The organism is Vibrio sp. 05-20-BW147 (assembly GCF_013369385.1).
In the GTDB taxonomy this organism is placed as follows: domain Bacteria; phylum Pseudomonadota; class Gammaproteobacteria; order Enterobacterales; family Vibrionaceae; genus Vibrio; species Vibrio floridensis.
Map to the genome: position 1 here is coordinate 73,322 of NZ_SZTO01000010.1, position 14,357 is coordinate 87,678.

Sequence of the window (14,357 nt, forward strand, 5' to 3'; positions counted from 1 at the left end):
ATTCTCACATGGCGATCTATCTGACAGAACTTGATAGTAAAAGTTTAGACTTTCCTCCTGCAGAAAAGGCATTGGCCGATCCAAATGGCTTGTTGGCCTTTGGTGGAGACCTCACACCAGAAAGACTGATCGCGGCATATCACCATGGTATTTTTCCGTGGTACGGGCCAGGAGAACCCATTTTGTGGTGGAGTCCATCTACGCGAGCCGTTTTTGATCCAAATACCTTCTTACCCGCAAAAAGCCTTAAAAAGTTCCAGAGAAAGGCTCAATACCACGTCAGCATTAATCATGCGACGCCAGAAGTCATTAAGCTATGTGGCAACACAAGACCAGCGGAAGAAACTTGGTTAAATGATGAGATGCAAGCGGCCTACATCTCATTAGCTTTGCAAGGTGTCTGTCACTCGGTTGAGGTTTGGCAAGATCAAAGACTCATTGGCGGTTTCTATGGCCTTAGCATAGGAGAATTGTTTTGTGGCGAATCGATGTTTAGCCTCGAAACCAACGCATCTAAAATTGCATTATGGTATTTTTGCCGTCATTTCAGCGAGCATGGTGGCAAGCTGATCGATTGCCAGGTGATGAATTCTCATCTGCATTCATTGGGGGCTTTTACGTTGCCGAGAGAGGAATTTCTCCAACGACTGCTATGCTTAAAACAACAGAGAGTAACGTCGGGTTGTTTCTCACCCCAATGGTTGAAGAGGCACAATGCATGAGTTCAGATATCCATCAGATCAAAATAGGGCTCACAGACAATCATCCTTGCAGTTATTTGCCCGAGAGAAAAGAACGAGTCGCCGTAGCACTTGAGGCGGATATGCACACGGCTGACAATTATGAAGTTCTGCTAGCCAATGGATTTCGTCGCAGTGGCAACACCATCTACAAACCTCACTGCGACAGCTGTCAATCGTGCTTGCCGATCCGCATTTCCGTGCCTGACTTTGAGTTATCCAAAAGTCAAAAAAGGCTATTGGCCAAAGCACGAAAACTGAGTTGGAGCATAAAAAACAAAATGGATGAAGACTGGTTTGAACTCTATAGTCGCTACATTATTGTGCGCCATCCCAACGGCACCATGTACCCCCCAAAAAAGGCAGACTTTGACCACTTTTCAAGAAACCAGTGGCTCACAACGCAATTTTTACATATTTACCAAGATAATGAACTGATTGCGGTTGCTGTCACTGATGTGATGAGCCACTGTGCCAGTGCGTTTTATACGTTTTTTGCCCCTGAACACTCGCTATCTCTAGGAACATTGGCGGTTTTGTTCCAAATTGAATACTGTCAGCAAGAACGTAAACAGTGGCTTTATCTTGGTTATCAGATTAACGAATGTCCAGCGATGAACTATAAAGTTCGATTTCAATGCCACCAAAAACTAGTAAATCAGCGTTGGCAAGGGTAGAATACGGCCCAACTTTACTTTTTTATATTTTATCGGCCTAAGAATGCCCGTTAAAATTCGCCAAGTTTCTAAGAGGATTAAATGGCTAAAGAAGACGTAATTGAGATGCAAGGTACTGTCCTTGATACTCTACCAAACACTATGTTCCGCGTTGAGCTTGAAAATGGCCACGTTGTAACAGCGCACATTTCAGGCAAAATGCGCAAAAATTACATCCGTATCCTAACGGGTGACAAAGTAACTGTAGAGATGACTCCATACGACCTATCGAAAGGCCGCATCGTCTTCCGTGCTCGTTAATCTCTGATTATCGCAGTAATGCAAAAAACGGAGCTATCGCTCCGTTTTTTGTTACGTGAAAATGGTATTTGTCATAGTAAAGCGAGCCGAAGCTCGCTTTATCTAACTTGTGAAACTGACTTAATGAACAGCTTCTTCACGGGCAGTTAGGTACTCAAATTTCAAATCGTCTTTCTCTAAGGTCACCTTCACTGTGCCACCATCGATGAGTGAGCCAAACAACAACTCGTTGGCCAATGGTTTTTTCAGTTTATCTTGAATAACGCGGCTCATCGGACGGGCTCCCATCGCTTTATCGTACCCTCTATCCGCTAACCAATGACGAGCATCTTCAGAGACTTCTAGAGAGACCCCTCTCGCATCCAACTGGACTTGCAACTCAACGATAAACTTATCAACCACCTGATGAATAATTGCTACATCAAGGCTATTGAACCAAATGATGTTATCTAGACGGTTACGGAATTCTGGCGTGAAGACTTTCTTGATTTCACCCATCGCATCTGGGCTGTGATCTTGTTGGATCAAACCAATGGATTTCTTCTCAGTTTCTGCCACACCCGCATTCGTCGTCATCACCAAAATCACATTACGAAAGTCCGCTTTGCGACCGTTGTTATCGGTAAGCGTGCCATTATCCATCACCTGCAACAATAGGTTGAAGATATCTGGATGCGCTTTTTCGATTTCATCTAGCAGCACAACGGCATGAGGATGTTTGATCACCGCATCCGTGAGCAAACCACCTTGATCGTAGCCAACATAACCTGGAGGCGCACCAATCAAACGGCTCACTGAATGTCTCTCACCATACTCAGACATATCAAAGCGTAATAGCTCAATCCCAAGTAGCTTCGACAGCTGAACAGTGACCTCAGTTTTACCAACACCAGTTGGGCCAGCAAACAAGAAAGACCCAACCGGTTTATTTTCGGCACCTAAACCTGCACGGCTTAATTTGATCGCTTCACACAACACGTCAATAGCAGCGTCTTGCCCGAACACCAACATCTTCATCTTATCATCCAGACTCTTGAGGATATCTTTGTCTGAAGAGGAGACTGATTTTTCAGGAATGCGAGCCATCTTAGCAACCATCGCCTCAATGTCGGCAACACCAACTGTCTTTTTACGTCGACTTGCTGGCGTCAATCGGCTACGAGCGCCAGCTTCATCAATGACATCAATCGCTTTATCAGGCAGATGACGCTCGTTGATGTATTTGGCTGATAATTCTACAGCGGCACGTAGCGCTTTGTTGGTGTAACGAACATCGTGGTGTGCTTCATACTTAGACTTCAAACCCATCAAAATTTTGGTCGTGTCATCTAAAGAAGGTTCCACAACGTCAATTTTTTGGAAGCGGCGAGACAACGCGCGCTCTTTATCGAAAATGTTGCTGTACTCTTGATAAGTAGTGGAACCAATACAACGCAGCTTGCCACCACTCAATAAGGGTTTGATCAAGTTAGCGGCATCAACTTGTCCACCCGATGCTGCACCAGCACCGATAATGGTGTGGATCTCATCGATAAACAGAATCGCGTCTTTCTCACGTTCAAGTTGCTTCAAGATGGTCTTAAAACGTTTCTCAAAATCACCACGGTACTTAGTACCAGCTAGCAAAGAGCCAATATCCAGAGAATAAATAACACTATCTTTAATTACATCTGGTACAGAACCTTCAACAATACGCCACGCGAGTCCTTCTGCAATCGCGGTTTTACCCACACCAGCTTCGCCAACCAGAAGGGGATTGTTTTTACGACGGCGGCAAAGCACTTGAATCGTGCGCTCCAATTCTTTATCACGGCCAATCAGAGGATCTATATGTCCATCTTTCGCCACTTGATTTAAGTTAGTTGCGAAACTTTCTAGACGCTCATCAGAGCTATTTTCGTCACTATTTGCATCACTGCCAAAAGACTCAGAAGAAGACGAAGAATCATCACTCGCACCAGCCGCTTTGGTGATACCGTGGGAAATGAAGTTAACAATATCCAAACGAGAGATATCATTTTTCTTGAGTAGATACGCCGCATGCGATTCTTGCTCACTGAAAATGGCAACTAAAACGTTAGCGCCCGTGACTTCGCTGCGACCGGAAGATTGAACGTGAAATACGGCACGTTGTAACACACGTTGAAAGCTCAATGTAGGCTGAGTCTCACGAGTTTCGTCATTGTCCGGAATAAGTGGTGTTGTTTGGTCTATGAACACATCAAGTTCATAGCGCAAAGCATTTAAGTCAGCTTTGCATGCCAGAAGAGCTTCCTTCGCAGCATTGTTTTCCAACAATGCAAGCAGGAGGTGTTCGACAGTCATGAACTCATGTCGTTTGTCACGAGCACGAGCAAAGGCGCCGTTTAGGCTCGACTCTAATTCTTTATTAAGCATAAGTACCTCCTGTGAGAACAACTTGGTTGCTCGAGCAAGTCTTATCTTTACGCTTGCTCCATCGTACAAAGTAGCGGATGTTCATTCTCCCTTGAATACATCGTAACCTGCGCTACCTTCGTTTCAGCAATCTCTGCACTATACGTGCCACAAATTGCCTTCCCCTCATAGTGAACCTGAAGCATGATTTGGGTTGCTTTATCTAAATCATGCGAGAAAAATCGCTCAAGAACCTCAATCACAAAATCCATCGGGGTGTAATCATCGTTATTTAACACCACGTTATATTTCTTGGGCGGCTGAATTTGGGTAATTTCTTTCTCCAGTAAATCTGAATCTGGAGTGATCCATTCAAAATTTTTACTCATGGCTTCTTTTTAAACACTTGGGACTATTAACAAAGAGTCAGATACCTGCAAACACTTTACCATAAGCACAGAGCTCGGTGTAGTCAGTTAGCCTTCGCGAGTCATTTCCCTTACTTAGAGACTAATTCACGCCACAGCAGGCTGCAAATAAAAAGTCAAACCGAGAACCCTCTAAGTGATTGTTTGCCGATTAAACCACCAATCGTTAACTCATTAATTCATGCCGCTGATTAAATCAATAAAGAAACTTTTGCAAAAATGTTAATTACAAAAGTGATCTGTTTGCGATTATGTTGTTATTAATACATTTTTACTATTGACTAGCAAAAATCATTGACTACATTGGTTGTTGTTGATGCATTTTTCTTCACTTAGTGCTTCGCTTCGCAAAATGCGAAACTTGCAATAAAAGTTTAGCTGCCAAAAATCCATCACACTAAATTCTTACATTTAGCTTAAAAGCAAATTGCCAACAGTCATTACGACGTCGATTGGCTGACAACATCAGTAACAAAATGCATGAGGGATGTATAGCATGGCTACAGGTACAGTTAAGTGGTTCAATAACGCCAAGGGATTTGGGTTCATTTGTTCAGATCAAGAAGAGGGTGACATCTTTGCTCACTACTCTACGATTCAAATGGACGGTTATCGTACTCTGAAAGCAGGCCAACAAGTTTCGTATGAAATCGAGAAGGGCCCGAAAGGGTGTCACGCTAGCAGTGTCGTTCCACTAGAAGTACACGCAACGAAGTAAGACTGGTATTGCTAGAATTTTCACTTTTAAGCAACGCTTTAGCTCTTATAAAAAACCCGCCAATTGGCGGGTTTTGTGTTTTCTAACTTGGGTTAGCCTTCGATGACGTGATTGAGCGTTTCGCTCGGACGCATCAACGCCGACGTTTTTGCATCGTCAAATAGGTAGTAGCCGCCTAGATCACCTGGGGCACCTTGCGCACCATTTAACTCAGTGACAATCACTGCCTCTTGCTCCGCAAGTGCTTTTGCAATAGGAGCAAATTCAGCCGCCAGTTCAGCGTCCGCGATTTGCTCTGCCAACGCTTTCGCCCAGTAAGCAGCCAAGTAGTAATGGCTACCACGGTTGTCCAACTCACCGACTTTACGTGAAGGTGACTTGTTTGTATCTAAAAACTCACCTGTCGCTGCATCTAAGGCATCCGCCAAAACTTTGGCTTTGGCATTGCCTGTCACCACGCTTAGGTGCTCCAACGAAGCAGCCAGCGCTAAAAACTCACCTAAAGAGTCCCAACGAAGATGGTTTTCTTTTTGAACTTGCTGTACGTGCTTCGGCGCAGAACCGCCAGCTCCGGTTTCAAATAGGCCGCCACCGTTCATCAGTGGAACGATAGAGAGCATTTTTGCCGATGTACCTAATTCTAGAATTGGGAACAAATCGGTTAAGTAGTCACGTAGTACGTTACCAGTCACAGAAATGGTGTCTTGACCTGCTTTGATACGCTCTAGTGAGAACTTACATGCATCAATTGGAGACAAGATTTTAATTTCGAGACCATTTGTATCGTAACTAGGTAGGTAGGCATTTACTTTCTTAATAAGCTCGGCGTCGTGAGCTCGGTTTTCGTCCAACCAGAATACCGCAGGAGCACCACTTGCTCTTGCGCGCGTGACAGCCAGTTTGACCCAGTCTTGAATTGGAGCGTCTTTAACTTGGCACATACGGAAGATATCACCTTCTTCGACGGCTTGTTCAAGCAGCACAGTGCCGTCTGTTGTAACGACTTTAACAGTGCCCGCAGCATCGAGGATAAAGGTCTTATCGTGTGAGCCGTACTCTTCCGCTTTTTGTGCCATCAAACCAACGTTTGGTACACTACCCATTGTTGTCGGGTCAAATGCACCATGCTCTTTACAGAAATCGATAACCGCTTGATAGACGCCAGCATAGCAACGATCTGGAATCAATGCTTTGGTGTCTTTCTGCTTGCCATCAGGACCCCACATTTGGCCAGAGGCACGCAGCATTGCAGGCATAGATGCATCAACAATCACATCACTCGGTACATGCAGGTTAGTAATACCACGGTCAGAGTCGACCATTGCTAACGCTGGTTGTGATTCGTAAACCGCAGCAATTGCAGCTTCAATCTCTTCTTTTTGTGCTTGTGGCAAGGCAGCAATTTTCGCGTATACATCACCAAGTCCGTTGTTTACATCCACACCCAACTTAGCGAAAAGATCACCGTATTTTACAAAAACGTCTTTATAGTAAACTTTGACCGCATGACCAAAAATGACAGGATCTGACACCTTCATCATGGTTGCCTTCATATGCAGTGATAGCAGAACATCTTGTTGCTTAGCTTCTGCAATTTCTTTCTCGAAAAACGCAACAAGTGCCTTTTTGTTTAGAACGGCAGAGTCGATGATCTCTTTATCTTGCAGTGCAAATGCTTTCTTTAGGACTTTCTTAGAACCATCTTCAGCAACAAATTCAATTTGCACATTTGTTGCACCGTTTACTGTCACGGACTTTTCACTGCCGAAGAAATCTTTTTCCGTCATGCTTGAGACGTGAGACTTCGAGTCTGAGCGCCAAGCTCCCATTGAATGCGGGTTTTTCTTTGCATAGTTCTTCACTGACAGCGGCGCACGACGATCCGAGTTACCTTCACGAAGTACAGGGTTTACCGCACTGCCTTTAATCTTGTCATAAGTAGCCTTAATCGCTTCTTCTTCATAAGTGCTCGGCTCTTCTGGGTAATTTGGCAGATCATAGCCTTTGTCTTGAAGCTCTTTAATCGCTGCTTTCAACTGAGGAATTGAGGCTGAAATATTTGGCAGCTTGATGATGTTCGCTTCTGGCGTCTGAGCCAGCTCACCAAGTTCTGCAAGCGCATCGCCAATACGTTGTTCTTCTTTTAGGTGCTCTGGGAAGTTGGCAATAATACGCCCAGCTAGAGAAATGTCGCGAGTTTCAACATTAATACCTGATGATGCGGTAAAAGACTGAATAATTGGCAACAAGGAATAGGTTGCTAACGCTGGTGCTTCATCAGTAATGGTGTAAATAATGGTAGGTTTTTCTGTAGGCATGAAATTTCCCTATTTTTTAACACCTCAGCAAGCTGAGATGAGTGGTAATGACGCGCTTTGCACTTTCACTGAGTGTCAGTATCTCCCCTAGCGCAAACCGCCGCTTGGCACTCTTTGTTTTACGTTTTGAGTCAGTTGCTCTAAATCCATGAGTGCACGTTTATAATTAAACAAATTGCGCGAAATAGTCTATTATTCTGTGCGCTATTGTTAGTATAAGGCGCGCAGATCATATCCGATTCCGTCGAAAGTTAAAACTTATACACACACTTCATTTACATTTTTGCAAGGTACTTAACATGTCATTCCGTTCTAGCAGCACTTCTCCACGCTCGAACAAGCAAACAGCGACCAAGCGATTTAAACAAAACGCCAAATTCCAATCCGCTGATGCTTTAAAAGCAAATAGTGCCAAGCGAAAAAGCAGCGCACAGGTTAAAAAACCTCTAGCGCTAGCAGAACGTAAAGTGATCATATTCAACAAGCCATACGACACGCTAAGTCAGTTTACCGATGGGGAAGGTCGAAAGACGCTAGCAGACTATATCAAGATTAAAGGCATTTATGCGGCAGGACGACTCGATCGTGATAGTGAAGGGCTAATGGTGCTTACCAATGACGGAATTCTTCAAGCTAAACTCACTCAGCCAAAATCCAAATCGCCTAAAACCTATTGGGTACAAGTGGAAGGTGCTCCGACCGAAGAACAGCTCGAACCCCTTCGCCGTGGTGTTGAGCTGAAAGATGGACTAACGTTGCCTGCTAAAGTTGAGATTATCCAAGATCCTCAGTTGTGGGAAAGAAATCCCCCTGTCCGATTTCGTGCTGCAATCCCCACCACTTGGCTAGCCATTACGATTATTGAAGGAAGAAATCGTCAAGTGCGACGCATGACGGCACACATAGGCTTTCCCACCCTAAGGCTGGTACGTTACTCAATGGCAGGGCTTACGCTCGGCAATCTTCAACCTGGTGAATGGAAAGAAGTGTCGCTATGAAAAGGGTCGCGCTATTCCGACTGATATCGTGAAAAAGCAACTACTCTTGGTCAACCATCCACTTGCGAAAGGCTTTACGTTCCTCTGTCGTCGCTTGAGTATACCAGTGCTGCAGCTGTTGAAGCGAACTGGCTTCCTGAGCGCTGCTGGCCACTTCGCCTAAAGCAACTGGTGATTTGGCGGGCGTCGCTTCCACTGTAGCCAAGACCGAATCAAAAACGATCCCTCTTTCCTTATTGTGCTTAGCGATAAGACTATCGATATCATAGTAAGGCATGAAACCATCGTGACCTTGTAGCTTTTCCTGAACGTAAGCCACTTCGTTCCCATCCTTACTTTCTATGCGCCATTTAGGTGAAGATTGAAACTCTCGATTAGCTTGCTCATAACTAAACACGCTCGGTGGATATAGCTTAATATCCTCATTGAGTTTCTCGATGGTAATCACAAAAGGTGGAGAATCGAAGACCTTTTTGTTACTTCCTCGCCCAAGCTCATCCGCATAACGGACAACTAATTGAACAGTGTCGCTGTCCAAGCTTGTTGGTTTAAGAGGTTCTTCTACCGCGACTCCATTGGTAAAAAGAATTTTCACGCCCGCTGCTGGTGTTATCTGCGCAGCATGAATGTTCATCGATACCAGTAACCCGGCTATCGCCATTATTCTTAGCATAAGGATCTCCGAATGATTGCCAAAAAAAACACCCTCATGCGAGGGTGTTTAGTATAAGGTTATCCAATTGGATTAGAACTTAGCTTTAACGCCAAATGCGAAGCCAGTCTCAGAGTCTTTCTTGTCGTCGCCACCAACTTCAGCGTATAGCTCAGCACCAGGTGCTAGAGGGTAACCAGCGTTTACGTACCAGCTTGTTACATCGCTGTTTGCTGCGTCAGTATCAGCGAAGTTAACACCTGCCGCTAGCTTAACAACTTGTAGGTTGTAAGTTGCTGCAAGAGCGATGTTGCTGCCATCTACGTTGTCGTTTTCAGTCGCGTAGTATGCTGCAGCTAGGCCTAGGTTTTCTACGCCGTTGTAACGTGCTTGTAGAGACCATAGAGTTTGGTCAACTAGAGCAGCGTTTTTGCTTGCGATTTCAGCAGAACCGATGAACGCAGTGAAGTCGAAGTCTTGAACACCACGGTAACCAAACTTAGCATCGATTAGACGAGAATCTGTGTTCAGTTTGTCTGAGTTACGGAACTGACGAAGTGCTGCAGACGCGTAGAAATCAGCAGAGTCGAAATCGTAACGCATTGTCTCTTCACCACAGAACTCGTCTGTGCCATTGAAGAACGCGTTTAGACCGAATACGTAGTCTGAACCGATACCGCCGTCGTCAAGTACTGAACATAGACGACCAACTTTGAAAGTGTGCGCGCCAGCGTATGCTGCAACGTATGCATCGCCGTTGTTAGAACCAGTGTCTTGGAATTCCCAGAAACCACCGAATTGAACTTGATCGTTTACTGCGTAACGTACGTCGAAGCTTACGTCAGCATCATGAATTTGTTGCTTAAGTTCAGCATCTTTGTCTTTAGACTGAACGTAACGAACTTCGATGTCGCCGCCCATAGTTACAGACACTGCGTCTTTCTTGTAAAGTTCAAAACCTGCGTTTGCAGAACCTGCAAATGCCATAACTGCTAGAGCTACTAGAGTCTTTTTCATAATAATCCACTGCCTTTTCTTAGTTTGGGAGTTCCTTGCCCGGTTCCCTTTTGTTTTTTTGATACCGATTTACCTCTCAGAGGAGACAAGTCAGTACCTGTAAATTTCGTTTGTAAGATTGCAAAAGATTATTCTGCCTGTCAAATTTCCTAAAAATTCAACATAAAAAAATATAAATCAAACAAAAAACAACGACTTACATGCTTTACATTCAATTTTTCGAGTAACTTCTAAGCAAGGGAGCATCAAATAACGCCAAACCAGCAAACAAAAAAAACAGCACAAACAACCACTTTTATGCATCAATAAAATTAAAAATAGAATATAACACTACATAAGTACCACCCATGGCGTTTTATATTTTTTATTAAATGAATTAATTCTCGCTTTATGAAGGTTCAGTTTTTTTTTGTGAACGAGATCTAGATTTAAATCAAAAGGATCCAATTTCGTGAGATACACCTCGGTTAGCGATGTGTGCTAAAATCCATGGGTCTGAACACAGGTCACAGTATGCTAACCAGTAAAATTCAAAATTCCATTCGCACCAGTTATCAAAATTTGCACAATCAGCTTGAAAACTTTATACCTCGTCGCGCGCAAAACTTTCTCGTTGCAGAAATGGCCAAAACACTTTGTGGTAGCTATCACAAAAAAAATCGTATCCTCGTGGCTGAAGCGGGAACTGGAATCGGTAAATCTCTTTCGTACTTGATGGCAGCAATTCCAGTTGCTGTGTTCAATAACCGCAAAGTAGTTATCTCTACGGCAACCGTCGCGCTTCAAGAACAATTGATGAATAAAGACCTGCCTTTATATCGACGCATTTCAGACATTAATTTCTCTTTTGTTTTAGCGAAAGGTCGGCAGCGGTACTGCTGTGCTGAGAAACTGGCTAGTGCTAGTGGTGTTGACGGTGGTCAACTCGCCATGTTCGAGACTAAGCCTAAAAAGAAAGACATAGAGCTGTTAACCACTATGTATCAGAGCTTAGTTAAGGGGAAATGGGATGGGGACAGAGACAGTTGGCCAAAACCGATTGATGACAACCTTTGGCAACTGATTGTCAGTGACAAGCATAGCTGCAACAACAATCTGCCCATTCACCGTCACTGCCCTTTTCAAAAAGCGCGTTCTGAACTCGACAAGCACGATGTCATTATCGCAAACCATAGTTTGGTCATGGCAGATGCAGACTTAGGTGGCGGTGTTATCCTCTCTGAGCCGGAAAATACCATTTATGTCTTTGATGAAGCGCACCACCTTCCTCACGTTGCTCGAGATCATGCCTCTGCCGCATCTAGCCTTAAAGGCGCGGCAGCTTGGTTAGAACGTTTAAATCAAAACAGCAGCAAATTTGCAGGGCTAGCGGATGAGAAGCGCGTTAGCCGCTTTCGCCATGATCTCCAAGATTCAATTCAGATCTTAATTCCAGCGTTGCTACAGCTATCTAAGCAGTTCGACCCTGCACACTTTGTTGATGGCATTCATCGTTTTGAACATGGCCAATTACCAGCATGGCTTGAAGAGCAATCTAAAGAACTTAAGACGTTTAGCCAGAAAGCCCATCAAGCTGTTGCAAAAATCGCAGATCTTGTGGCGGAACGTGTTAAAGATGGCGAACTATCAGCAAAAATCGCAGAGCCTGCGCTTGCAGAGCTCGGTTTCTACATACAAAGAACTGAAAACTTGGCACAAGTTTGGCGCTTAATGGCCGAGCCTATCCGAGAAAAAGGCGCACCACTAGCACGTTGGTTACAAAAACACCCTGAGCGCGAAGGTGATGTCATCGTCAGCGTTTCACCGTTGGAAGTTGGTTGGCAACTGGACCAACAGATCTGGAGCCGCTGCGTTGGTGCACTTTTGGTCTCAGCAACGATGAGAGCATTAAACTCATTTCAGTATTTTTGTCATCAGGCAGGGATCGATATGCGAGAAGAGTCTGGCGTACAGTTTCTCGCGCTTGCGTCTCCTTTCGATTATCAAAATCAGGCTGAGCTGATTATTCCAACACTTAAGTACGAACCACAAGCGCCTCAATTTACGGAATATCTTATCGATATTTTGCCTAAGTATTTAAAAGACAAACAAGCGAACTTAGTTTTATTCTCTTCTTATTGGCAAATGAACCAAGTTGGCGATGCATTAGCAACAGAGTTCGTTAAAAGAGGCTGGGCATTACAGCGACAAGGCGAAAGTTCTCGAGTCGAAATTCTAAAAAAACATAAAAACCTCGTAGCAAAAGGGGAAACGAGCATCCTTTTTGGCACAGGCAGCTTTTCAGAAGGATTAGATTTGCCTGGCGAGCTGCTTGAGAACCTAGTGATAACCAAGATTCCGTTCGCGGTACCAACCTCACCTGTCGAACAAGCGCACTCGGAGTACATAGAATCCAAAGGCGGCAATCCGTTTATGCAGATCACCGTCCCAGAAGCGAGTAAGAAGATGATTCAATCTGTTGGACGTTTACTGCGTAAAGAACGAGATTCTGGTACAGTCACCATCCTCGATAAACGGCTCATTTCAAAGCGCTATGGGAAGGCGATTCTCGACTCTTTACCGCCGTTTAAACGTATTGTCGAAAGATAACGCTTTTTGCTGCTTCACCGATTTAAATAAAAAGAAGAACTAATACCCTATGGAACTATTCGAACCAACCATGCTTGTGATACTCGCATTGGTTGCTTTCATCGCTGGATTTATTGATGCCGTCGCTGGTGGTGGCGGAATGCTCACTGTGCCTGCTCTCCTTTCATTGGGCTTGCCACCCCATATTGCCCTAGGTACCAATAAACTGGCGGCAACTTTTGCCTCTTCCACGGCGGCGTTTACTTATTATAAGAAGCAACTCTTTAAGCCTGAGTGTTGGCTACGAGCATTTGCTGCTACTTTAATAGGTGCAACCTTGGGAACGTTGTTGGTTGATGCCATTTCAACCGAATGGCTTGAGAAAATTCTGCCACTGATTATCTTAGCCGCGGCCATTTACACCATCTGGCACAAAGCGCCTGACGCTTCACACAACAGCACCACACCCAAACCGTGCCCAATGCTCCACAAAAAGCAGTATATTCAAGGGGCGACTCTGGGTTTTTACGATGGTGTCGCAGGTCCAGGCACTGGTGCGTTTTGGACTGTCAGCTCCATGGCTTTGTATAAACTGAATATTCTGCTAGCTTCAGGCCTCGCAAAGGCGATGAACTTCACCAGTAACCTTACTTCTTTAGTGATGTTTGCCCTGCTCGGTCACATCAATTGGGGACTGGGGCTAATTATGGGAATATGCCTGATGGCGGGGGCCTTTGTCGGCGCTCACTCCGCAATTCGCTTTGGCGCAAAGTTTATTCGTCCCGTTTTTGTTAGTGTAGTGAGCATTCTCGCGATAAAGCTCGCCTATGAAGCATGGTTTGTGACCTTATGAAGCTCAATGAAGTTGGACTGAAACTCGAGGAACTTGCGATGCAAGCGGCTCAACTGGACCGCCAGCGGGGTGAACATCATACCCCTTTGTTTGATGAGCGTTTGTTCGCCTGTCGTTCTCGCCTTTTAGTCCCTTGCGTCAAAGAGACCAAAGCAACACTCGATGCGCTGCTGCGTGAACAAAAAGAGCAGCGCCTGACCACCCAACGGGCAGCCTATTTGACCGAACAATTGGTATCTCAGCTTGCGGCCATTCAGCGTGAACTCTCAACCACCACCATTCGGAAAAACGAAATTAAACACGCCAGTCACTACCGCAAGCCCATTAACGTGCTTTACCAAGAACTTGCACAGCATCAGGAATGGACGCGTCGATTAAAAGAGATGGTGCTTGAGAAACAACGCGAGCTTGAAGCAGCTCCCGCTTTCCTGCGCACTCAAGCGCAGCAAGCGCTACTCACCACGGAACAACGTCTAGCACGCTGTCAGGCCGCTCTGCTTAAAATAGAAAATCAGATCACATTTAGAGAGAAGAACCAGTAATGAACGATTTGTCGCCTCCTCCTTTAGACCAAGCTCCTGATGACATTAAACTGGCGGTCGATCTGATCTATCTTTTGGAAAGCAATGAAGTCGATGCCGAAGTGGCGCTCGCTGCACTCAAAATCGTTCAACAAGATTTAGAAGCAAAACTAAACAGGAAGGCTTAGAGC

At 44.8% G+C, this 14,357-nt stretch carries 14 protein-coding genes; 9 read left to right on the forward strand and 5 right to left on the reverse strand.

Annotated elements, in window-relative coordinates:
- Nucleotides 1–8 precede the first annotated feature (8 nt).
- The 3 genes from aat (at nt 9) to infA (ending at nt 1,717) form a co-directional block, all read left to right on the forward strand.
- Nucleotides 9–722, forward strand: a complete 714-nt coding sequence (gene aat / locus FC652_RS10670; protein WP_176298544.1) for a leucyl/phenylalanyl-tRNA--protein transferase — start codon at nt 9–11, stop codon at nt 720–722.
- Complete coding sequence (locus tag FC652_RS10675; protein ID WP_176298545.1) at nt 719–1,417, forward strand: arginyltransferase; 699 nt, start codon at nt 719–721, stop codon at nt 1,415–1,417. Before aat ends, FC652_RS10675 begins: the two co-directional genes overlap by 4 nt.
- 81 nt (nt 1,418–1,498) lie before the next feature.
- Nucleotides 1,499–1,717, forward strand: a complete 219-nt coding sequence (gene infA / locus FC652_RS10680; RefSeq protein ID WP_001040192.1) for a translation initiation factor IF-1 — start codon at nt 1,499–1,501, stop codon at nt 1,715–1,717.
- A 120-nt stretch (nt 1,718–1,837) separates the two neighbouring features.
- On the opposite strand, the gene clpA is transcribed toward infA, so the two are convergent.
- The gene (gene clpA, locus FC652_RS10685) at nt 1,838–4,114 is read right to left on the reverse strand and encodes an ATP-dependent Clp protease ATP-binding subunit ClpA (RefSeq protein WP_176298546.1); all 2,277 of its coding nucleotides are present in this window, start codon (nt 4,112–4,114) and stop codon (nt 1,838–1,840) included.
- 47 nt (nt 4,115–4,161) lie between these two features.
- Complete coding sequence (gene clpS, locus FC652_RS10690; RefSeq protein ID WP_176298547.1) at nt 4,162–4,482, reverse strand: ATP-dependent Clp protease adapter ClpS; 321 nt, start codon at nt 4,480–4,482, stop codon at nt 4,162–4,164.
- 535 nt (nt 4,483–5,017) lie between these two features.
- On the opposite strand from clpS, the gene cspD reads away from it, so the two are divergent.
- Nucleotides 5,018–5,239 (forward strand): cold shock domain-containing protein CspD, encoded by a 222-nt coding sequence (gene cspD, locus FC652_RS10695; RefSeq protein WP_176298548.1) that lies wholly within the window; start codon nt 5,018–5,020, stop codon nt 5,237–5,239.
- A gap of 92 nt (nt 5,240–5,331) precedes the next feature.
- On the opposite strand, the gene FC652_RS10700 is transcribed toward cspD, so the two are convergent.
- Nucleotides 5,332–7,557, reverse strand: coding sequence for an NADP-dependent isocitrate dehydrogenase (locus tag FC652_RS10700; protein WP_176298549.1), 2,226 nt, complete (start codon nt 7,555–7,557; stop codon nt 5,332–5,334).
- A gap of 299 nt (nt 7,558–7,856) precedes the next feature.
- Here FC652_RS10700 and FC652_RS10705 point away from each other — a divergent pair, with 299 nt between their 5' ends.
- Nucleotides 7,857–8,555 carry an rRNA large subunit pseudouridine synthase E gene (locus tag FC652_RS10705; protein WP_176298550.1) on the forward strand — a complete coding sequence of 233 codons (699 nt, stop codon included), beginning with the start codon at nt 7,857–7,859 and terminating at the stop codon, nt 8,553–8,555.
- Nucleotides 8,556–8,595: 40 nt separating this feature from the next.
- Here the strand turns inward: FC652_RS10705 and FC652_RS10710 are convergent, their stop codons facing one another.
- Both FC652_RS10710 and FC652_RS10715 read right to left on the reverse strand, forming a co-directional pair.
- Nucleotides 8,596–9,228 carry a DUF2057 domain-containing protein gene (locus FC652_RS10710; protein WP_176298551.1) on the reverse strand — a complete coding sequence of 211 codons (633 nt, stop codon included), beginning with the start codon at nt 9,226–9,228 and terminating at the stop codon, nt 8,596–8,598.
- Between the two features lie 72 nt (nt 9,229–9,300).
- On the reverse strand, nt 9,301–10,224 hold the full coding sequence (locus FC652_RS10715; protein ID WP_176298552.1) for a porin: 924 nt from the start codon (nt 10,222–10,224) through the stop codon (nt 9,301–9,303).
- A 513-nt stretch (nt 10,225–10,737) separates the two neighbouring features.
- On the opposite strand from FC652_RS10715, the gene dinG reads away from it, so the two are divergent.
- Genes dinG through rsmS form a run of 4 tightly spaced genes read left to right on the forward strand, consistent with a single transcriptional unit; the run spans nt 10,738 to nt 14,354 of the window.
- Nucleotides 10,738–12,813: an ATP-dependent DNA helicase DinG gene (gene dinG, locus FC652_RS10720; RefSeq protein ID WP_176298553.1), complete on the forward strand. Its 2,076-nt coding sequence runs from the start codon at nt 10,738–10,740 to the stop codon at nt 12,811–12,813.
- Nucleotides 12,814–12,862: 49 nt separating this feature from the next.
- Nucleotides 12,863–13,645, forward strand: coding sequence for a TSUP family transporter (locus FC652_RS10725; RefSeq protein WP_176298554.1), 783 nt, complete (start codon nt 12,863–12,865; stop codon nt 13,643–13,645).
- Nucleotides 13,642–14,187, forward strand: coding sequence for a primosomal replication protein (locus FC652_RS10730; RefSeq protein ID WP_176298555.1), 546 nt, complete (start codon nt 13,642–13,644; stop codon nt 14,185–14,187). The genes FC652_RS10725 and FC652_RS10730 overlap by 4 nt, the downstream gene beginning before the upstream one ends.
- The gene (gene rsmS, locus FC652_RS10735) at nt 14,187–14,354 is read left to right on the forward strand and encodes a pleiotropic regulatory protein RsmS (RefSeq protein WP_176298556.1); all 168 of its coding nucleotides are present in this window, start codon (nt 14,187–14,189) and stop codon (nt 14,352–14,354) included. The genes FC652_RS10730 and rsmS overlap by 1 nt, the downstream gene beginning before the upstream one ends.
- Nucleotides 14,355–14,357 lie beyond the last annotated feature (3 nt).

Bases quoted from the DNA above. Each gene is read 5' to 3' on its own strand.
- aat (WP_176298544.1), top strand. From the start codon at position 9: ATGGCGATCTATCTGACAGAACTTGATAGTAAAAGTTTAGACTTTCCT.
- FC652_RS10675 (WP_176298545.1), top strand. From the start codon at position 719: ATGAGTTCAGATATCCATCAGATCAAAATAGGGCTCACAGACAATCAT.
- infA (WP_001040192.1), top strand. From the start codon at position 1,499: ATGGCTAAAGAAGACGTAATTGAGATGCAAGGTACTGTCCTTGATACT.
- clpA (WP_176298546.1), bottom strand. From the start codon at position 4,114: ATGCTTAATAAAGAATTAGAGTCGAGCCTAAACGGCGCCTTTGCTCGT.
- clpS (WP_176298547.1), bottom strand. From the start codon at position 4,482: ATGAGTAAAAATTTTGAATGGATCACTCCAGATTCAGATTTACTGGAG.
- cspD (WP_176298548.1), top strand. From the start codon at position 5,018: ATGGCTACAGGTACAGTTAAGTGGTTCAATAACGCCAAGGGATTTGGG.
- FC652_RS10700 (WP_176298549.1), bottom strand. From the start codon at position 7,557: ATGCCTACAGAAAAACCTACCATTATTTACACCATTACTGATGAAGCA.
- FC652_RS10705 (WP_176298550.1), top strand. From the start codon at position 7,857: ATGTCATTCCGTTCTAGCAGCACTTCTCCACGCTCGAACAAGCAAACA.
- FC652_RS10710 (WP_176298551.1), bottom strand. From the start codon at position 9,228: ATGCTAAGAATAATGGCGATAGCCGGGTTACTGGTATCGATGAACATT.
- FC652_RS10715 (WP_176298552.1), bottom strand. From the start codon at position 10,224: ATGAAAAAGACTCTAGTAGCTCTAGCAGTTATGGCATTTGCAGGTTCT.
- dinG (WP_176298553.1), top strand. From the start codon at position 10,738: ATGCTAACCAGTAAAATTCAAAATTCCATTCGCACCAGTTATCAAAAT.
- FC652_RS10725 (WP_176298554.1), top strand. From the start codon at position 12,863: ATGGAACTATTCGAACCAACCATGCTTGTGATACTCGCATTGGTTGCT.
- FC652_RS10730 (WP_176298555.1), top strand. From the start codon at position 13,642: ATGAAGCTCAATGAAGTTGGACTGAAACTCGAGGAACTTGCGATGCAA.
- rsmS (WP_176298556.1), top strand. From the start codon at position 14,187: ATGAACGATTTGTCGCCTCCTCCTTTAGACCAAGCTCCTGATGACATT.